This window comes from Neorhizobium turbinariae, assembly GCF_023223505.1.
In the GTDB taxonomy this organism is placed as follows: Bacteria; Pseudomonadota; Alphaproteobacteria; order Rhizobiales; family Rhizobiaceae; genus Neorhizobium; species Neorhizobium turbinariae.
Map to the genome: position 1 here is coordinate 39,307 of NZ_JALPRY010000006.1, position 18,221 is coordinate 57,527.

At 59.6% G+C, this 18,221-nt stretch carries 19 protein-coding genes; 8 read left to right on the top strand and 11 right to left on the bottom strand.

The genetic code is table 11. The annotated features are described in order from the left end of the window. Positions 1–18: 18 nt before the first annotated feature. Positions 19–1,245, bottom strand: coding sequence for an ROK family transcriptional regulator (locus tag M0654_RS04615; RefSeq protein WP_248682033.1), 1,227 nt, complete (start codon positions 1,243–1,245; stop codon positions 19–21). Between the two features lie 190 nt (positions 1,246–1,435). Here M0654_RS04615 and xylF point away from each other — a divergent pair, with 190 nt between their 5' ends. From xylF to M0654_RS04640, 5 genes are all read left to right on the top strand, one after another. After that, positions 1,436–2,476, top strand: a complete 1,041-nt coding sequence (gene xylF, locus M0654_RS04620; protein ID WP_248682034.1) for a D-xylose ABC transporter substrate-binding protein — start codon at positions 1,436–1,438, stop codon at positions 2,474–2,476. A 147-nt stretch (positions 2,477–2,623) separates the two neighbouring features. Continuing rightward, complete coding sequence (locus M0654_RS04625; RefSeq protein WP_248682035.1) at positions 2,624–3,943, top strand: sugar ABC transporter permease; 1,320 nt, start codon at positions 2,624–2,626, stop codon at positions 3,941–3,943. A 25-nt stretch (positions 3,944–3,968) separates the two neighbouring features. Next, positions 3,969–4,754, top strand: coding sequence for an ATP-binding cassette domain-containing protein (locus M0654_RS04630; RefSeq protein ID WP_118852169.1), 786 nt, complete (start codon positions 3,969–3,971; stop codon positions 4,752–4,754). Positions 4,755–4,802: 48 nt separating this feature from the next. Next, positions 4,803–5,165 carry a hypothetical protein gene (locus M0654_RS04635; protein WP_248682036.1) on the top strand — a complete coding sequence of 121 codons (363 nt, stop codon included), beginning with the start codon at positions 4,803–4,805 and terminating at the stop codon, positions 5,163–5,165. A gap of 1 nt (position 5,166) precedes the next feature. Further along, complete coding sequence (locus M0654_RS04640) at positions 5,167–5,673, top strand: 2'-5' RNA ligase family protein (RefSeq protein WP_248682037.1); 507 nt, start codon at positions 5,167–5,169, stop codon at positions 5,671–5,673. Here the strand turns inward: M0654_RS04640 and M0654_RS04645 are convergent. From M0654_RS04645 to dctP, 4 genes are all read right to left on the bottom strand, one after another. Further along, positions 5,670–6,110 (bottom strand): type II 3-dehydroquinate dehydratase, encoded by a 441-nt coding sequence (locus M0654_RS04645; RefSeq protein ID WP_248682038.1) that lies wholly within the window; start codon positions 6,108–6,110, stop codon positions 5,670–5,672. The genes M0654_RS04640 and M0654_RS04645 overlap by 4 nt on opposite strands. A gap of 4 nt (positions 6,111–6,114) precedes the next feature. Continuing rightward, the gene (locus M0654_RS04650; RefSeq protein ID WP_248682039.1) at positions 6,115–7,416 is read right to left on the bottom strand and encodes a TRAP transporter large permease; all 1,302 of its coding nucleotides are present in this window, start codon (positions 7,414–7,416) and stop codon (positions 6,115–6,117) included. Further along, positions 7,413–7,931 carry a TRAP transporter small permease gene (locus tag M0654_RS04655; protein WP_248682040.1) on the bottom strand — a complete coding sequence of 173 codons (519 nt, stop codon included), beginning with the start codon at positions 7,929–7,931 and terminating at the stop codon, positions 7,413–7,415. The genes M0654_RS04650 and M0654_RS04655 overlap by 4 nt, the downstream gene beginning before the upstream one ends. Positions 7,932–8,023: 92 nt before the next feature. Next, positions 8,024–9,010 carry a TRAP transporter substrate-binding protein DctP gene (gene dctP, locus M0654_RS04660; RefSeq protein WP_248682041.1) on the bottom strand — a complete coding sequence of 329 codons (987 nt, stop codon included), beginning with the start codon at positions 9,008–9,010 and terminating at the stop codon, positions 8,024–8,026. Positions 9,011–9,220: 210 nt separating this feature from the next. Between dctP and M0654_RS04665 the strand changes: the two genes are divergently transcribed. Next, entirely contained in the window at positions 9,221–9,883 is a 663-nt protein-coding gene (locus M0654_RS04665; RefSeq protein WP_248682042.1) for a GntR family transcriptional regulator, read from the top strand. A 23-nt stretch (positions 9,884–9,906) separates the two neighbouring features. Here the strand turns inward: M0654_RS04665 and M0654_RS04670 are convergent, their stop codons facing one another. Continuing rightward, positions 9,907–11,799, bottom strand: a complete 1,893-nt coding sequence (locus M0654_RS04670; protein ID WP_248682043.1) for a bifunctional sugar phosphate isomerase/epimerase/4-hydroxyphenylpyruvate dioxygenase family protein — start codon at positions 11,797–11,799, stop codon at positions 9,907–9,909. 15 nt (positions 11,800–11,814) lie between these two features. After that, complete coding sequence (locus tag M0654_RS04675) at positions 11,815–12,672, bottom strand: shikimate dehydrogenase (RefSeq protein WP_248682044.1); 858 nt, start codon at positions 12,670–12,672, stop codon at positions 11,815–11,817. 207 nt (positions 12,673–12,879) lie between these two features. Here M0654_RS04675 and M0654_RS04680 point away from each other — a divergent pair, with 207 nt between their 5' ends. Continuing rightward, positions 12,880–13,518, top strand: coding sequence for a TetR family transcriptional regulator (locus M0654_RS04680; RefSeq protein ID WP_248682045.1), 639 nt, complete (start codon positions 12,880–12,882; stop codon positions 13,516–13,518). A gap of 23 nt (positions 13,519–13,541) precedes the next feature. On the opposite strand, the gene M0654_RS04685 is transcribed toward M0654_RS04680, so the two are convergent. Beyond that, a complete protein-coding gene (locus M0654_RS04685; protein WP_248682095.1) occupies positions 13,542–14,417 on the bottom strand; it encodes a hypothetical protein in 876 nt (291 codons plus the stop codon). A gap of 35 nt (positions 14,418–14,452) precedes the next feature. Next, positions 14,453–15,049 carry an alpha/beta hydrolase gene (locus tag M0654_RS04690; RefSeq protein ID WP_248682046.1) on the bottom strand — a complete coding sequence of 199 codons (597 nt, stop codon included), beginning with the start codon at positions 15,047–15,049 and terminating at the stop codon, positions 14,453–14,455. A gap of 224 nt (positions 15,050–15,273) precedes the next feature. Here M0654_RS04690 and M0654_RS04695 point away from each other — a divergent pair, with 224 nt between their 5' ends. Continuing rightward, complete coding sequence (locus tag M0654_RS04695) at positions 15,274–15,630, top strand: hypothetical protein (protein WP_248682047.1); 357 nt, start codon at positions 15,274–15,276, stop codon at positions 15,628–15,630. 32 nt (positions 15,631–15,662) lie between these two features. On the opposite strand, the gene M0654_RS04700 is transcribed toward M0654_RS04695, so the two are convergent. Both M0654_RS04700 and M0654_RS04705 read right to left on the bottom strand, forming a co-directional pair. Continuing rightward, complete coding sequence (locus tag M0654_RS04700) at positions 15,663–16,892, bottom strand: vWA domain-containing protein (protein WP_248682048.1); 1,230 nt, start codon at positions 16,890–16,892, stop codon at positions 15,663–15,665. Between the two features lie 250 nt (positions 16,893–17,142). Further along, the gene (locus M0654_RS04705) at positions 17,143–18,213 is read right to left on the bottom strand and encodes a 3-carboxy-cis,cis-muconate cycloisomerase (protein ID WP_248682049.1); all 1,071 of its coding nucleotides are present in this window, start codon (positions 18,211–18,213) and stop codon (positions 17,143–17,145) included. Positions 18,214–18,221: the final 8 nt, after the last annotated feature.

An 18,221-nucleotide genomic window follows, 5' to 3' on the forward strand; every position in this document is an offset into this window, starting at 1 on the left:
TTCGAAATCAATATTGTCTCACAAAGATCCGGCCTTGCGACGTTCGCGCGAGCCGGAAACGGTCTGGTCGAGAAGCGAGAAGGCGTAGCTGAGGTGTCCCTCGAACAGCAGCGACTGCTCGTCGGTCATCACCCTCAGTTCCGGCATCCCGCCGAGCCGAACCGAATGACTTTCGGCCAACCCCTCGCGCAGGCCTTCCTCAAGCAGATCGTAATATCGAACGCCGGGACCGGTGATCACCACCGGCATGTGTCCATGAAGGCTGAGCAAGCGCGACAGGCCGTTGCCGATCGCGACGCCGGCCTGCCGGAAAGCGAACTTGGCGTTGCGGTTGGCTTGTCGAGCATGCCCCGCGATCTTGTCAATCTCGTTGAGCGGCACGAACTTCGCCGGCACCGTGTCGATCGGCACCTCGAAGGCCGTCCGCAGAATTGCATAGAACCCCGCATAGGCCTCGACACAGCCTCTTGAGCCACAACGGCAGACGGCGCCATTCGGCACGTGCAGCATGTGACCAAAGTTCGGAGCGCTGACCTCCCGGCCACCGGTCGCGCCCGCGCGGCCAATGCCGAGCCCGATGCTATGGCCAAGCGACAGCGCCGCAACCGCAGCCTCGGCGCTCGCTGACGTCCGCGTCTCGCGCTCCAGCAGTGCACTCGCGACAAGCAGGGTCTCGTTATTGAGGCTGACCTTTGCCGACCAATCCTTTGCCAGAGCTTGCGCGAAATCGATCGCATCAGATCCATAGACAGGCGACCAGGTTAGCACCGGCTCCGTGCGATGCACGAGTCCCTTGCTGCTGATCGAAACAAGCATGACGTTGTCGGCACTGATGCGGGAACGCTGCAGAACCCTGTTAATCGCTGTCGACAAGGAGGCAACAAAGGCGCTCGGCCCACCCTGCTCCCGCGGCTCGCTGAAGCGGTCCAGCAAAGTGCCGGCGTAATCTACCAGCGAGTACTGCACGGCGTCAGACGAGATGCTGATGGTGATGACATAACCGCAACTGCGCCGCGGACTGAACAACACCCTCGGGCGCCCGCGGCCACTTGGGGGCTGCTGTTCGATCTTCTCGATAATGCCGCCGGCTTCGAGCTCATTGGTGATGGCGGAGATGGTCCCGGATGCGAGGCCTGTCGCGTCCGCGATCTCGGTATGGGCAATCGGACCGCGGCGACGGAGTGCCGATAGCACCAGCGCGCTGTTCTGCTGACGAACCAACTCAGTGCTAGACTTCGCCAGCATCCTGCCTGCTGTGCCTCCGATTCACCATCTCGATAAGGCACCGGATTGTGCCCCACAAGCCCTGATTGACAGCGTTATAAATCTCTGACATTTATTTTCTCGACTGTCGAGAAAAAGCTTCTCACAGCTAACTTGGCGCGGGGGAGAGCGCGGAGGCTGAGGCCCCATCGCCGTCAATCGGGAGGACATTATGAGATCATTTGTGAAGCTGATGGCCGGCGCGGCCATGCTTGTTTCCATGCATACCGCATCGATGGCAGCCGACACGGTCGTCGGTGTGTCCTGGTCAAACTTCCAGGAAGAGCGCTGGAAGACGGACGAAGCTGCGATCAAGAAGGCCCTTGAAGCCGCCGGCGCAAAGTACATTTCGGCTGACGCCCAGTCGTCCGCTGCCAAGCAGCTGACTGACGTTGAATCGCTTATCTCGCAGGGCGCAAACGCGCTGATCATCCTGGCGCAGGATTCCAGCGCCATCGGTCCGGCTGTTGAGAAGGCGGCTGCGGAAGGCATCCCGGTGGTCGGTTACGACCGCTTGATCGAAAATCCGGCCGCCTTCTATATCACCTTCGACAACAAGGAAGTGGGCCGTCTGCAGGCGCAGGGTGTCTACAAGGTCAAGCCGGAAGGCAACTACGTCTTCATCAAGGGCTCGTCATCGGACCCCAATGCCGACTTCCTGTTCTCGGGCCAGATGGAAGTCCTGAAAGAAGCCATCGACTCCGGCAAGATCAAGAATGTCGGCGAAGCCTACACCGACGGCTGGAAGCCTGAGAACGCTCAGAAGAACATGGAGCAGTTCCTCACCAAGAACAACAACAAGATCGACGCGGTCGTGGCATCCAACGACGGTACGGCTGGTGGTGCGATTGCGGCCCTCGACGCCCAGGGCCTGGCTGGTTCGGTTCCGGTTTCCGGACAGGACGCCGACAAGGCAGCGCTCAACCGCGTGGCACTCGGCACGCAGACGGTTTCCGTCTGGAAGGACAGCCGCGAGCTTGGCAAGAACGCTGCCGAAATTGCGCTCGCGCTCGCCGGCGGCAAGAAGATGACCGAGATCGATGGGGTCGAAACCTTCGACGGTGGTCCGAACAAGGTCCAGATGCAGTCGGTCTTCCTGAAGCCGCTTGCAATCACGAAGGACAACCTCAACCTCGTGATCGACGCCGGCTGGATCAGCAAGGCTGAGGCCTGCCAGGGCGTCAAGGCCGGCTCTGTCGCCGCCTGCGACTAAGCGCCAGCCTAACCCACCAGCGTCGCTGCTCCCGCAGCGGCGCTGGTTTTGGCTTCCGATGACGATATCTGCAGCGCTGCTGCGGCGTTACCGAGGTGGTTCATAAGCGAACCGGATGCCTCGACACATGGTAGGGAACGGCAACTCATGGCCGATACGATACAATCTACGACCAGTTCCGATGCATCCGCCGGACAGCCAACCGGCAGTGTGATCCGCCGCTTTTTCCGCGCGACCGAGATCGACACCCGTATGCTCGGCATGGTCGGCGCACTGCTGATCATCTGGGTCGGCTTTCACGTCCTGACAGGTGGTCTGTTTCTGACCCCACGCAACCTGTGGAACCTCTCCGTGCAGACAGCATCGGTCGCGGTCATGGCGACGGGCATGGTGCTCGTCATTGTCACCCGCAACATTGATCTGTCGGTCGGGTCGATCCTTGGCTTCACCGGCATGGTGATGGGGGTGATGCAGGCGCGTTTCCTACCCGAGATCTTAGGCTTCAACCATCCGGCGATCTGGATCCTCGCGCTTCTCACGGGGTTGGTCATCGGTGGCTTGATCGGCACGCTACACGGCGTGATCATTGCATTCCTTGGCGTGCCTTCCTTCATCGTCACCCTCGGCGGCCTGCTTGTATGGCGTGGCGCGACCTGGTTCGTCACGAGCGGCCAGACAGTTGCACCAATGGACCCAAATTTCAGGCTGATGGGTGGCGGCACGGAAGGATCGATCGGCGCGACCTGGAGCTGGATCGTTGGCCTTCTGGCATGCGTCGCCATCGTGGTGGCCATTGTGAATGCTCGGCGCCAACGCAAACGCTTCCATTTCCCGCGTCGGCCGGTCTGGGCTGAATACGTTCTGGCTAGCCTGGGCTGCGCCGTCGTTCTGGGCGCCGTTGCAGTGGCCAACCAGTATTACTGGCCGGTCAATATCGCCCGCCGTTATGCCGAAGCCAACAACATCGAATGGCCGGAAGGCGGCCTGCTGATCTCGCAGGGCATTGCAGTGCCCGTCCTCATGGCCATCGCCGTCGGCGTCGTCATGACCTTCATCGCCACGCGCCTTCGTTTTGGCCGCTATGTCTTCGCGATTGGCGGCAACCCTGAAGCAGCGGAACTTGCCGGCATCAAGACACGCTGGGTGACGGTGAAGATATTCGCGCTCATGGGTGTGCTCTGCGCCATTGCTGCAGCCATCTCGACCGCACGCCTCAATGCGGCCACCAACGCGCAAGGCGAGCTCGACGAACTCTACACCATCGCGGCAGCCGTTATCGGCGGGACCTCGCTTTCCGGTGGCATGGGTTCGATCGCTGGTGCCATGCTCGGCGCGCTTGTCATGCAGTCGCTCCAGTCAGGCATGGTCCTGCTCGGCATCGACACGCCCTTCCAGCGTATCGTGGTCGGAGCGGTGCTCGTCACCGCCGTCTGGCTCGACACCGTCTATCGCGCCCGGTCCAAGTGACCGGCGGAATTACAGGAGTTTCATCGTGACGGACCACACCACTCCGCTCGTGGAAATGAAGAACATTTCCATCTCCTTCGGCGGGCTACACGCTGTGGAGAGCGCCTCCGTCGATCTTTATCCCGGCGAAGTTGTGGCCCTTCTCGGCCACAACGGCGCGGGCAAGTCGACACTGATCAAGATCCTTTCCGGCGCCTACAAGCGCGACGAGGGCGAAATACTGATTAATGGCGAGCCAGCCGACATCCGCAACCCGCGTGACGCGAAGAAGTATGGCATCGAGACAATCTACCAGACGCTTGCCGTTGCCGATAACGTCGACGCCGCTGCCAATCTCTACCTCGGCCGCGAGTTGCAGACGAAGTGGGGCACGCTGGACGATGTCGCCATGGAGGCCAATACTCGCGAGGTGATGGGGCGCTTGAACCCCAACTTCAAACGCTTCAAGGAACCGGTAAAGGCATTGTCCGGCGGCCAGCGGCAGTCGGTGGCAATTGCACGAGCGATCCTCTTCGATGCGCGCATCCTCATCATGGACGAACCGACGGCCGCACTCGGACCGCAGGAAACCGCACAGGTCGGCGATCTCATCAAGCAGTTGAAGCGCGAAGGCATCGGCATCTTCCTGATCAGCCACGACATCCACGATGTGTTCGATCTCGCTGACCGGGTCTTCGTGATGAAGAATGGCAAGGTTGTCGGTCATGCACGCACGCAAGATGTCACCAAGGACGAGGTGCTCGGCATGATCATCCTCGGCAAGGTACCCCCTGGCGCAACCGCAGGTCCGGGCGCGATGGCGGTTGCCTGAGGCCGACGCACTGGAACTTCCCTCGAAGTCTCGCCATTGAGGTCTACAATGGCAGCTGAATATCCGAATACGCCTGATGGTCGGTATTTCATTGTTCGCGGACGTCTCTGGCGCCGAAGCAATCCGGCGCTCACCGAGAAGGAGCGTGAGCACCTCGTGAAAGAACTGATGTCCGCGCGCCGCGCGGTTCGCGATGCGAAACACGATGAGCACGCTATGGCACAAGCTCGCAAGGACGTCGACAAGGCGAAAGTCGCGTTAGGTGAACGCGGGCCAGTCTGGTGGAGTGACGGCGTCCCAGATCTCAACCGGCATCTGGTGAAGAACACGCCCTATGCGGCCTGGTTTAACGGTTTGCTCAAAAGCAGCGACACCCCGCAGAACCACGAGGCGAAGGGCAAACCCTCGTAACATGAAGACCCGTCAGCCGCTCATCCTGGCGGCCCAAATAGAAGACGGCGACCTTGAGCCGTTCGAGGTGTTACGGCGGGCACATTTTCCGGCGGAACGGAATTTCCTGCGCGCGCACCTGACAATGTTTCATCGACTGCCGGGCGAGCATCTGGAGCGGATCATCGGAGCACTACAGAACGTTGCCTCAGACGCTTCGCCGATCTCAGCCGAGGTAGCAGGGACCAGCCATCTTGGCCAAGGCGTGGCCTTCACGATCGAGAGCGCCGACCTATACAAGGTCCACGCGGAACTGAGATCGATTTTCCTGCCCTGGCTCGGCGGACAGGACCTGCAGAAGTGGCGACCGCACATCACGATCCAGAACAAGGTCGCCCGGCAATCGGCGGATGCGCTTTACCGCACATTGTCTGAAGGCTTCGAGCCAAGCCAGATCACCATCATCGGCCTCGATCTCTGGCACTATATGAATGGCCCGTGGAAGCACGAAGCCACCATTATGTTCTAGCGTTTGTTTTCCTGGATCAGCAGTTCCAGAGCGCGGACCGCAATTGGATAACCCGTCGCTCCCAATCCGGCCATCACCGTTGTTGCGGTCATTGAAACGTAGGACCGATGATAGATCGGCTCGCGACGGTGCACATTGCTGATGTGGAATTCGATGATCGGTCCCCTGAACATCTTCAGCGCATCGAGAAGCGCCAGCGACGTGAAGGTAAACGCGGCCGGATTGATGATGATGCCGGCCCCCTCGTCGATCGCCTCATGCACCCAGTCGATCAGCTTTTCTTCGCTGTTCGTCTGCCGGAACTCCACGGGCCTCTTGCCCGCCGCCTCACGGCACCAAGCCTCGACTTCAGCGAGCGTCGTGGTGCCGTAAATTTCAGGTTCACGCTTTCCGAGCCGGTTCAGGTTCGGGCCGTTCAGGATGTAGATTGGTTTCATGAGGTTATCCCTGGTAGCCGAGCAGGCGCGGCAGCCACAGCACAAAGTCGGGCATGAAGGTGATGATGATCAGGGACACCACCATCCACAGGATGAATGGCATCGCATCGCGGATGATGTCCCTGACCGGCGCACCCGAGATATTGGTCATGATGAAAAGAAGCAGTCCATACGGCGGCGTCACCAAGCCGAGCATGATGTTCACCACGACCACCACACCGAAATGCACCATGTCGATTCCAAGCGCCTGAGCCGTCGGAATGAAGACCGGCACGATGATCAGCAGGATTGCCGTCCCCTCTAGTACGCAGCCGAGAAGCAGCAGCAACACGTTCACGAGAATGAGGAAGCTCGTCGGGCTAAGGTCCCAACTGGTCAACATTACCTTGATCGTCTCGGGAATATTCTCGATCGTCACGACGTAGTTGAACACCAGCGAACCGGCGATCAGCAGACCGATTGAGGCCGACGACTTGGCGCTGAGCAACGTCGAGTCGTAGAAGGCTCCCCAGGAAATGCTGCGGTAGATAACAAGCGAGATGACCAGGGCATAAGCGGCCGCAAGCGCTGCCGCTTCCGTCGGCGTGGTGATGCCGGTGTAGATGCATCCGAGCAGCACGACGGGCATCATCAAGGCTGGGAATGCGCGCAAGGTGATGCGCGGAATCTCGCGAAGTGCCACCGGTTCTTCAACCGGAAAGTTCTTGCGGTGCGCGGTGATCGCCACCTGCACCATCTGCAGCGCCGCCATCAGGAGCCCCGGCACCATACCCGCAATGAAAAGGTAGCCGATCGAGGCGTCTGAAACGAGCGCATAGATCACCATCGGGATCGACGGCGGGATGATTGGGCCGACAACGGAGGTCACGGCGGTTAGCGCTGCAGCGTAGCTCGGCGTGTAACGACCATTCTTCGTCATCATTGCCTGCATCATGCGGCCGCTACCGGCAGCGTCAGCGACCGCCGATCCGGACATGCCTGCAAAGACGATGCTCTGCACGATGTTGACATGCGCAAGCCCGCCACGGAAGCGGCCGACGAGCACGTTGCAGAAGGCGAGCAGCCGCTCGGTCATTGAGCCGATATTCATGAACTCTGCGGCGAGGATAAAAAGTGGCACCGACAGGATCACGTAGTTGGAATACATTCCGTTCAGGAACTGCTCGGCGACGGTGCCCATGTCTGCACCTGCAAGATACAGGTAGAGAATGGAGCCCGCCATCATGGACAGCCCGATCGGCAGCCCTAGAAACGCCAGTGCCGTGATGATGATGAGGGCGATCGAAAAGGGGCTGGTCAGGTTCATACGCCGGAGCCTGCTTTTGTTGGATCGAAAGCTTCCGGTGCCTTGCCTCGAACAGCAAGGACAGCGAGCCACATGTAGCGCACGATCATCGCGATCGCGAAGACGACATAAATCGAGTAGAGGTAGTCGAAGCGGATCTTCAGGTAGGCAGTGCTTTCGACCTTCATGAAGGTCACGTAGTCGATGACCCCGGGCAGGGAGACCCCGAACAGCGCCACAAGCGCGCCCGCGCAGATCAATTGCATTACCCGGCGCGCATTGTTGCTGGCGCTTGCCCAGAAGAAGTCAAAGCGGATCTCTTCGACCTCGCGGATGACGAAGGCCGATCCGAAAAGAACGATCCAGATCCAGAGGACAACGCTGAGCTCATTGGTCCAGCCGATCGACAGGTTCAGCATGTAGCGGAACACGATCTGCAAAACAAAGACCAGAAACATCGCGAGCAACATCAGCGCGAGAACGTTCTCCGCTCTCCGCCTTAGCCAGGCGCCCGTTTTTGAAAGCCTGTGCTTCATCGCCACCCCTCCCCCATGGTTTCCAATGAACAGGCCGGGCGGTTACCGCACCGGCCTGTTCTGCAGCATTCAAAGCTCTCCTTTAAACACGATCAGATGGCCGCGACCTTTTCCAGGATCCCCTGCGGCCAAGACTTTGCCAGATCCGAAGCCAGGTACTTCTCCTGAGCGAACTTGCGGAAGGCGTCGACATCCGGCCCGTAGATGTCGAGGCCGGCTGCCTTGAACTCCTCGACCAGCGTCTTTTCCTGTGCCAGGTGCTGGTCTTCGCTCCACTTCATCGCCTTGTCGGCAGCGGCCTGGGTTTCCTTCTGCTGTTCGGGGCTCATGTCCTTCCAGATCTTGCTGGAGATCGTCAGAAGGTCGTAACCGATGAGGTGTGACGTCAGGACGATCTGCGACATGACTTCGTAGAACTTCATGTTCTTGACGTTTGGCAGCGGGTTGTCCTGCCCGTCTATGGCTCCGGTCTGCAGGCCGGTATAAACTTCGGCATAGGCCATCGGCGTCGGGTTGGCGCCGATCGCGCTTCCCAGGAACTGCCAGGCATCGCCGCCCGGCATGCGCAGCTTGATACCTGCCATGTCGGCAGGAGTGGTGATTTTCTTGTTCGGCTTCAAGCCGACCTGACGCGCGCCAAAATAGGTCGGGCCAAGGATCGTCACGCCGAGCTTCTCATCGGCCATCTTCTTGAATTCGGCACCCGTCTCGCTCTGGAAGAACTTCGTGACGTGCTGCGCATCGCGGAACAGGTAGGCCGAGGTTAGAACGGACCACTCCGGAATCTGGTTGGAGATATCCTGCGGTGCGATGTTGCCCATCTGCAGGTTGCCACGCTGGATGGCCACGAGTTCGGTGCCCTGCTTGAAGAGGTTACCGCCGTAATAGGGCTCCAGCTTGAATGAGCCGCTGATGTCCTCGGCCAACATTTTCGTCATCTGTGCGCGGATGTCCTGCTCCGAGAACACTGCGGAGAATTTCAGCACAGGCTTATCCTGCGCCAGGGCCGGCAGCGAGAACGCAGCCGTCGTTGCAAGCGTGGCACCAAGTAGGCCACGACGGGTGATATTGGTCGTCATCGGGTTCTTCCTCCTCCTAGCCGGCGCTTTGAGCACTCGGCATCCTCCAATAAGCTTCCTCAAGCTCGACTTAGTGTACGAAATAGTCCGTTTATGTCAACGTCGGACCTTTTCTTCATCCTAGTAACGACAAGAAAAATGGTCAACGGCGATTTACCCCATGGATTTTGTTTCATATGATATTATCCGTTACATTGGAGGCATTGATTGGTGAGTGAAGTGTCCGCGACCGTCGCAGAAGCGGCGTTGAGCTTAATACGGCAGGACATCATTTCCGGTGCACTGCCTCCAGGTTCCAAGATCAAGCTGGAGCAGGCACGCGCGCGTTATTCCGCTAGCGTATCGACGCTGCGGGAAATCTTGAACAGACTGGTCGCCGACGGCCTCGTTGTTGCAGAAGGACAGCGGGGCTTCGAAGTAAGCCCGGTCTCACAGAAGAACCTGATCGAACTTGGCGACCTGCGCCTTCTCCTTGAGGGTCACGCCATTTCGCTCTCGTTCGAAGCTGGCGACTTGGACTGGGAGGCCCGAGTGGTCGCCGCCCATCACAAGCTCTCGGCCATCGAGCGCCAGCTTCTCGAGGGTGACGGAACACGGACGGTAGACTGGGTGCGCTACGACTGGGAGTTCCACCAAGCCTTGGTCTCCGCCTGCCAATCGCAGACACTCATAGCGACCCTGTCGTCCGTCTTCGACCGCTTTCTTCGTTACCATCTCCTGGCCGAAAGCTTTCGGGGAAAACCAGTGGTGGATGACCACCGGCTTCTGTTCGAACTCGCTATGAAACGAGATGTTGCCGGGGCGCAGAACATGCTGGCCCGCCACATCCGCAACGGGACCGAACACGTCATCAAGAGCGGACGCATCCGCTAGACGAATACCGCTTTAGACTCAGCCTACTCCCTTGGCAGGCCACCGGGGCGCATTTGCTTCTTCAGAGCCGCGATACGGAAGATCGCGTTCGGTGCGCCGTAGCCGTGATAGCCGCGGCGTTCGACGATTTCGAAGAAGAAGCCTTCACCGAAGGTGCTGCTGTAGAGCTGGAAATACTCGCCGTGCTCATCCTGATCGTAAAGGATGTTTTCCGCTTTGAGCCGCTCCGTCAGCTCAGGATCTAGCCCGAACCGCGCTTCAACGTCGCCATAATAGTTAGACGAGATCGGCAGCGGCCGGAAACCGTTCTGGCGCAGCGCGGCAGCGGTCGCGAAAATGTCCTTGGTCTCGAACGCGAGATGCTGCACGCCCGAACCGAAGGTTTCAGCAATGAAACGCCCGGCAAGCGTGCGGCGGTTCTCGGCGCCGTTCAATGTCAGGCGCAGATCGCCGCTATCGTTCTCGACCACCTGGCTTCGCACCACGCCCGAGGGGTCGATGATGTCGACCATGGGCGTCTTATGCGCTTCAAAAATCGAGGTGTAGAACAACAGCCAGGTGAGCATCTCGTCGTAAGAAACGGTCTGGGCGATATGGTCGACCCGCTCCAGGTTTGCAGGGACGAGGACCGCGGCTTCGTCCTCGAGGGGAATGAAATCGATCTCGGAGAAGCGACCAAGGTCGCTTCTCGTATCGATCAGGTAGATCAGCCCGCCGCCGACACCATGGATGGCGGGGATATCGACCTCCCCCTCCCCGACCGGCTGCCTGAAGGGCTCTGCACCGAGCGCCACCGCACGAGCCAGCGCATCCTGGGCGTTCTCGACCTCCAGCGCCATGGCATAGGCGGATGTGCCGTGAACGGCGAAGGATGTGTTGGCGAATCCCTTCTCTTCGGTGTTCACCAACAGGCGGATGTCGCCTTGGCTGTACAGTGCCACTTTCTTGCTGCGATGGATCTTGGTCTTCCGGAAACCCAGTGTCTTGAGGATCGCGATGAGGTTGGCCGCGTCTGTCTCGTCTGCCGTGAACTCGACGAAACCAACGCCCTTCACCTTGGCGCGGTCCGGCATCGGTGGAACGTTGAGCCTTTTGGAATTGGGCAGACGGCGCACCTGGTCCCCGAGATAGATCAGGGAGCGGTGACCATCCGCCGCGATCGACCGGGTCGAACCGCCGCGGAACTGGTCGTTGAAGATCTCAAGCGAGAAATAGCCATCATAGCCAGTTTCTGCGATTGCGGCTGTAAAGGCCGTCACCGGCAGATCCCCCTCGCCGGGCATGTTGCGGAAGTGCCGGGACCAATACAGGAGATCCATGTCGATGAGCGGCGCATCCGCCAGTTGAACGATGAAGATCTTGTCTTTCGGGACTGATCGGATCGAGTTGATGTCGATCTTGCGCGACAGCGTGTGAAAGCTGTCGAGGATCAGGCCGATATTCGGATGGTCGGCGCGACGCACGATCTCCCAGGCATCACGGTGATCGTTGATGTGGCGTCCCCAGGCCAGAGCCTCGTAGCCGACACGCAGGCCACGCTTCGCCGCCCGTTCCCCAAGCTCGCGAAAATCATCCGCGGCGCGATCTATGCCGCCAAGCGAGACGGGCGAAACATTGGAGCAGACGAGTACAAGGTCGGTGCCCAGTTCCTGCATCACATCGAACTTGCGTTCGGCGCGATCAAAGGTCCGTTGCCGGTGCGAGGGCGGCATGCCCTCGAAATCCCGGAACGGCTGGAAGAGCGTGATCTCAAGCCCGAAGTCGCGCACCATCTTGCCGACGTCACGCGGGCTGCCGTCGAAGGCGAGAAAGTCATTCTCGAAGATTTCGACCCCGTCAAAGCCCGCCTTGGCTATCGCTTCCAGCTTCTCCGGCAATTCACCGCTGATGGATACGGTGGCAATGGAGGTCTTCATGGTGCTTGCCTACCTTCAGCTCGTCAGCTTCTTGAAATGGTCCAGCATGCGTTGTTCATCCGGCTCGCGCCCCGTGAAAAGCCGAAAGGCTCCCACAGCCTGGAACACGGCCATGCCGCCGCCGTTCAACACGCGACACCCGATGCGGGACGCTTCCTTCAGAAGCTCGGTTTCCAACGGGAAATAGACGATCTCCGCGACCCAATGCGCCGGCTGCAGAAGATGGGCGGGCAGAGGAAGGCCAGGATAGTTCTCCATTCCCGTAGGCGTGGCGTGGATGAGACCGCAGGTATCCTCCATCGCCTCCTCGGCCTGAGCGCAGGTGACAACCTGAGCCTGCGGGAAGAGGGCCGTCATTTTTTCAGCCAGCTGCTCGGCCCGCTCCATTTCGCGATCGATCACCATGAGCTTTTGCAGCCCCAGGGACAGGATCGCGTAGGCTGTTGCCACACCGGCACCGCCTGCACCCAACTGAACAGCCGAGCGGAGATCCGCACCGGGCAGGCCGCGCTTGAAGCTCTGGGCGAAACCCCACCAATCGGTATTGTGTCCGATGCGCTTGCCCTGTTTGAAGACAACAGTATTCACCGCGCCAAGCGAACGCGCGTCGTCCGAGAGTTCGTCCAGGAATGGGATCACCGCCTGCTTGCATGGATGGGTGATGTTAACCCCGGCCAGTCCTCTGGCTTCGGATTCTGCCAACAGCTTCGGCAACTGGTCGACCGAAACCTGAAGTTCGTTCAGGTCGATCAGCTGATACTCGTAGCCAAGGCCTTGAGACGCGCCTTCGCGCATGTGCATGGCGGGCGTGAGAGACGCCTGGATGCCTGAACCGATCAGGCCGGCCTTTAGATTTCGTAGAAACGTATCCATCCACATCGAGCGGCGACATCCGGGACATTGCCCAGGCTCGCTGCTTCTCCTCCATGATCGTGGCAGCGGCCGATGAGGTAATGAACGAACTGGTTCGTGTCAATATTGTCAGCGGCGCCCGTTGAATTCCCTGTTTCACCTGAACTATGAACGCTAATGCATCCGGCGCAACTGCGCTGCCATTCGCGTTCTTGGAAAGTGTCCATCATGCCGGCACCGAAAGCCGAAAGCCGAAGAAACGACCCCGACAAGACGAAGGAGGATATTCTCCGCGTTGCAACGGAAGAGTTCTCCGCGCTGGGACTGGCCGGCGGCCGGGTTGATGCGATTGCGGAGCGCACGAAAACTTCCAAGCGGATGATCTATTACTATTTCGGCAGCAAGGAAGGACTTTACCTCGCCGTCCTCGAAAAGGCCTACCGCAAGATCCGCTCCCTTGAGGCAGACCTCGAGCTTTCGGGAATGGCACCGGAAGAGGCCCTGAGGACGCTGATCGCCAGCACCTTTGACCACGATGAAGCCAATCCCGATTTCGTCCGTCTCGTCAGCATTGAGAACATTCATCAGGCGGCACATATGAAGCGGTCGACGGAGATCCGCGACCTCAACATCTCGATCATCGAGACCTTGGCAAACATCCTGAAGCGCGGCAGCAGTGAAGGCCTGTTTCGCGAAGACGTCGATCCCATTGACGTCCATATGATGATCAGTGCCTTCTGTTTCTTCCGCGTTTCGAACCGCTATACGTTCGGCACGATCTTCAGGCGCGACCTTTCGGCACCGGAGCATTACGAGCGGCACAAGACGATGATCTGCGACGCGGTGCTCGCTTATCTGCGTCGCTGATCCGAAGTACGCCGTTTCGCACCTTAAGGCGCCGCTTTCTTCTCGCGCCGACGCTCGCGCGATCTGGCCGCACGCCGCGCGTCACGAAGTTCCTCCAGCGTTGGCTGCCACCAGCCACGTTCACGCTCCTCAGCGGCGGGCGCTGCGCGCGCGGGCCATGTGTGGACCAGTTCTTCAAGCGTGGCGAGGCGCCAGCCTGCCCAGATGTGTTCCGCGCCCGCGTTAGGGTGGCGCTCGGCGATCTCTTCCGGGTCTACCAGTTCGCCTGTTACTTCCGTGATGACTATGATGCCGTAAGCCGCAGTCGCCACCGGTCTTTCCAGTGGCGGCAGGTGGTTACTCGGCAGAGGAATCCGGCGGCGGCGCCGCTCCAGCGACTTCTGTTTCGATCTTGCCTCCTCTTCCGTACCCTTGCGCGCCTGCGCACGTTTCCGCCGCTCTTCCGGTTCGTTTCGCTTGGCCGCCGCTTCTATCGCTTCCCATCGGCGCTGAAGGTCGTCATAGAATGCGAAAGGCACCTCCCAGCACTTGTCCTCGCCATTCCAGCGTGCAAACGGGATCTGCCTGAGCTCCTCGACCACGGTTCTGGAGAACGGCGTCCTGATCCGAAAACCACGGTCAGATACCGAGAGATAAGAACTGAGGATCGGTTCGAACTCGTAGGCGTCGCGTCCACGCTCGTCATCGAAAGGCGCCTTGCGACTCGCTTCTGCTGCAAGCCAGCGGTCAATCCGACGCCGTGCTGTCTTTCCCGGAACCGTCCAAGCCTGCAGCGCGTCGCTCCAGCGGGCGCGGGGAAACGTCTCACGAAACCGCGCAACACTCATCCGGTCCAATGGAAACGACACCGTTTCCACCGCATGCGGGTGTTCTTTTTCGACATCCTCTTCATCAGCCATGGTCGTCAAACGAACGGCCATCGATGCAGTTTCCATCAGCCGAGGCTCGTTTGCAGGAAATGAAGCGCCCTCTCCGCCCCTGCCGGCGCAATCGTGTGTCCGACAGCTGGCATGATTTCCAGATCAACCGCAAAGCCAGCGCGCTTGAGCTGTCCTGCCGCCATCGACGACGCCATTGAAGGGATCGTGCGGTCATCCTTCCCATGAACAAGCAACACCTTTGTCTGCTTGCTCTGGTGTGAGATAGGCATCGGCGCGAGAAGGCCCGCAAAGGAAACCAGCGCGCCAACCTGCCATCGCCCGGTTGCGACAGCATCGAGCGCGACAATCGCACCCTGGGACACGCCGACAAAGGCGACGCGGTCGTGGCGATCGTTAAAGTCATGCCTCTTGATGATCTCAGCCACGGTTCGGTCAAAGCCATCACGAGCGCAGCGTATGTTGTCGGCTGCCATCGGATTGGCATCTACGCGAAACCACTGGTGCCCGTAAGGATGACTGAATGGCGCATCCGGTGCCTCGAACCTCGCTCCCGCAAGCCTCTCACGCCAGTCTGTTGCCAGCGGCATCAGCTGTGCGCCCGACGCTCCTATTCCGTGGAAGAAAATGATGAGGCTGCTTGAGGCTGACATATCGGTCCTGCATGGTGGCTAAATATAAGCCGAGGGCGCTCGACCCACCACGGGGAGCGCCCTCAAACCCCACGCACGAGATCAACGCGCGGGGGAGAGGTCGCGCGAATGTCATGCTCTTGTGGGGCGGCTTGATTTAGATGGTGCTTATGGGAGCTGATCACAAGACCGGGTGAGACGATCCCTCGATGTCCGGGAGACCCATCGCTGCATAAAAGCCAAGCGTGCGCACGAAGATGTTCCACTCTGCCGCACGTAGCGCGCCGCCGGAGGCGTTGCGGTGGCCCCGAGAGGCCGAGATCAATGGGGATCAGCCCCATCATCTCGCCAAGCACGTGTCGACCCTGCAGCTCGGCTGCGAACTCCGTCGAATAGGCATTCTCGCCCTTGCCGACAATCCGGACCTGCGAGAACGGCCCGCTCCGTTGCAGCGCCTTCATCACAATCACACCCGCGGACAGGCCATCTGCATCATGATCGCAGGCAACAAGCGGTTTTTCCCCGACGGTCGCCATAACGTCGGGGAAAATCGCGGGCGGCTGCACGCCACAAAGCTTCTTTGCGTCATCCACGGCACATGAATGCGCAATAACGCCGTTTAATTCCTTCGACGTCAGTTTGTCAGGCGCGTGCCTGTTTTGGCGGCCTTGCGGGCGATGTCGCCGAAGCTTTTCACCAGCGCCGTCATATCGTTGGGCTGGTAATAATAATCCGCGCTCGTGGCACAGGAGCTCAGCAACGACTGCCCTTTGGATGGCGCCATGAAGGCAATCGTATAGACCTTGATGCCGTCGTTCTTCGCCTGATTGCAAAGATTGCGCACCTTGGTGTCGATGCTTGAGTTCCACTTGTTGCTGTTGCCGGTCATCTCACCGTCCGTCATGAGAACGATGAAACGCTCGAAGCTGGTATTGTTCTTCTTGGAATGCTCGGTCACCTCTTTGGTGTTTGCCTTTTTCAAGGCGTTGAAGGCGTTGGTCATGGCACCCGTTGCGTCAGTACCGCCGGCAGGAACATCGGGAAGATTGGCGACATAGGACGCCGCTGATGCAGTTCCCCACTTTACCGTCTGTTCGGGTTTCGTGGTGTCGTTGTAAGAAACCGCGCCGATGCGGATCAACTCGCTCTGCGGATCGACGGCCTTCAACTCGCTGAACATGCCTGCCGCAGCGGCCTTCAGCGACGCCATCTTGCTCAGGTAGTTATTCACGGTGCGGGTGCAGGTCTTGTAAAAGAACAAGGTGCTGCAGTCATAGGACTCCTGCCTCGTTGGCTGCGCAGGGTTGATGGTGCTCGTCAACTCCTTCATCGAGCCCGACTCATCGAGAGCGAGATACATAGACAAGGCATTGCCTTCCCGTCCGCTCTGGCTGTCGCCCGTCACGCTGATCTGCAACGTCTTGAAGCCGAGCGCTCGGCTCAACCCGTTCAGAGACAGCGGGTAGGTCATCGTCATCCTGACGTTGAAGGTCTGGCCGTTCCCCGAACTGTTCGTCGTAGTGGCACCTACCGTTAGGCCGTTGAGCAAGGCCGCTTCCCTTGCCGCCTTTTCTTCCGGCGTTTCATTGGGCGGCGCGGTGACCTGGTCAGCATGGGAGGTGAAATACCGTTTGGCGAAAGCCTGAGCTTCCGCATCCGTCATGTCCTTGTCACTCATGGCAGAGGCGGTGGCGAGCGCTGCCGCATCCACGAGCGCCTGGAGTTCGGTCTTTTTCTCCAGCGCATTTGTGAAATCGATGGCCACGCCGGCCGTGCCCAAGAGCACCGGCATCAGCAGAGCGGTGGTAATGGCAAAATTACCCGCGCGGTCTCTCACGAGCCGCGTCAATTCTGGCAGGATCATCCTGGCCCCCTAACACATGTTCAAATCATTCGAACAGCATGGGGGTAACACGACGGGTTGTAGGGATTCCTAATGCCGATGATCGTATTTTAACGAATGCAGATCTTCTTCAGCCAAACAGGATTAGAAGCTGGTTGTTACTGTCGCATTTCCCAAGTCGATACATCGCCCGCTTCAATATGGGACAGCGGTTACATGGCATGACCGGATCTGTCAGCAGCTTGCTCAAGCAGGTTGCTACAGACCAGCCTTATGCCCGCCCGATGGACTTGATGTTCCCGACGAGCTCCATCGCAAGTCGCAATGAGGCCCCAGTTGCCATCACCATCGGCGGCAGGAGCAGCCATTCCAGCGTCCAGGCGGCACCCGAACGCTCCTGCTCGTGCACCATCGACTGCTGCATGCCAGATACCTGCACCGCATTGAACCGCGCCAGCGCAACGAGCGCCTCGGCAGCGACCGGGTTCTGCTTATGCGCCATCGCCGACGATCCGCCGCCGCCAGCGAGCGCTATTTCCCCGCCCATCTCGGCCAGAAGCGCGACGTCCTGGCCAAACTTGCCAAGCGTTCCGGTGATCAGGGTCAGTACGCCTGCTAAGTCGACAAGGCGGTCTCGCTGGCTTTGCCAGTGCAGCGCGTCGGTCAGTTGAAGCTCCTTGGCAAGCGCTTCCCGGACTGCTGCCGCCTTGTCACCGAGTCTTTCGAGCGTGCCGGCCGCGCCACCGAACTGCACCGGCAGCCCGGTTTCGACAATGGCCACCAGCCGGTCACGATGACGGGTGAGCGGTTCTGACCAAGCGCGCAGGCGGTCGGAGACGCGGATTTCTATTGCGGCCTGCATGCGGGTGTGGCCCATCAAGGCACGGGAGCCATACTTCGCATCGACTTCCGCGAACTGTGCCTCCACCGACATCAGTCGATCGATGAATATATTGCAGGCGCGCTTCAACCGCAGAACCAGAGCCGTATCAATAACGTCCTGGCTGGTCGCGCCGAAGTGGACGTGTGTTGCAGCATCTGTGCTGCCAGCCTGCTTCTCCACGGCTCTACGCAACTGCTTGACCAGATCCGCCACGACGACCCCATCCCGACCCGTGCCCATGCGCAGTTGCGCCATGTCCGGTTCGAATACCCGCGAGACTTCAGTAATGAGTTCGGCGGCCTCACGGGGGATGAGACCACAGGCCGCTTGTGCGCGGGCGAGACTGGCTTCGAAGGCCAGCATCGCATCGATCTCGGCTTTTACTGAAAACACCTCCGCGGTCTCGTCGTCGCCAACGAGACCGGAAAGATAGGGATGCTGGAACGCCGATACGCTCATGCCTGCGC

Excerpts from the sequence above, each read along its gene's own strand:
- M0654_RS04615 (WP_248682033.1), bottom strand. The coding sequence starts at position 1,245 with ATGCTGGCGAAGTCTAGCACTGAGTTGGTTCGTCAGCAGAACAGCGCG.
- xylF (WP_248682034.1), top strand. The coding sequence starts at position 1,436 with ATGAGATCATTTGTGAAGCTGATGGCCGGCGCGGCCATGCTTGTTTCC.
- M0654_RS04625 (WP_248682035.1), top strand. The coding sequence starts at position 2,624 with ATGGCCGATACGATACAATCTACGACCAGTTCCGATGCATCCGCCGGA.
- M0654_RS04635 (WP_248682036.1), top strand. The coding sequence starts at position 4,803 with ATGGCAGCTGAATATCCGAATACGCCTGATGGTCGGTATTTCATTGTT.
- M0654_RS04640 (WP_248682037.1), top strand. The coding sequence starts at position 5,167 with ATGAAGACCCGTCAGCCGCTCATCCTGGCGGCCCAAATAGAAGACGGC.
- M0654_RS04645 (WP_248682038.1), bottom strand. The coding sequence starts at position 6,110 with ATGAAACCAATCTACATCCTGAACGGCCCGAACCTGAACCGGCTCGGA.
- M0654_RS04650 (WP_248682039.1), bottom strand. The coding sequence starts at position 7,416 with ATGAACCTGACCAGCCCCTTTTCGATCGCCCTCATCATCATCACGGCA.
- M0654_RS04655 (WP_248682040.1), bottom strand. The coding sequence starts at position 7,931 with ATGAAGCACAGGCTTTCAAAAACGGGCGCCTGGCTAAGGCGGAGAGCG.
- dctP (WP_248682041.1), bottom strand. The coding sequence starts at position 9,010 with ATGACGACCAATATCACCCGTCGTGGCCTACTTGGTGCCACGCTTGCA.
- M0654_RS04670 (WP_248682043.1), bottom strand. The coding sequence starts at position 11,799 with ATGAAGACCTCCATTGCCACCGTATCCATCAGCGGTGAATTGCCGGAG.
- M0654_RS04675 (WP_248682044.1), bottom strand. The coding sequence starts at position 12,672 with ATGGATACGTTTCTACGAAATCTAAAGGCCGGCCTGATCGGTTCAGGC.
- M0654_RS04680 (WP_248682045.1), top strand. The coding sequence starts at position 12,880 with ATGCCGGCACCGAAAGCCGAAAGCCGAAGAAACGACCCCGACAAGACG.
- M0654_RS04685 (WP_248682095.1), bottom strand. The coding sequence starts at position 14,417 with ATGGCTGATGAAGAGGATGTCGAAAAAGAACACCCGCATGCGGTGGAA.
- M0654_RS04690 (WP_248682046.1), bottom strand. The coding sequence starts at position 15,049 with ATGTCAGCCTCAAGCAGCCTCATCATTTTCTTCCACGGAATAGGAGCG.
- M0654_RS04700 (WP_248682048.1), bottom strand. The coding sequence starts at position 16,892 with ATGATCCTGCCAGAATTGACGCGGCTCGTGAGAGACCGCGCGGGTAAT.
- M0654_RS04705 (WP_248682049.1), bottom strand. The coding sequence starts at position 18,213 with ATGAGCGTATCGGCGTTCCAGCATCCCTATCTTTCCGGTCTCGTTGGC.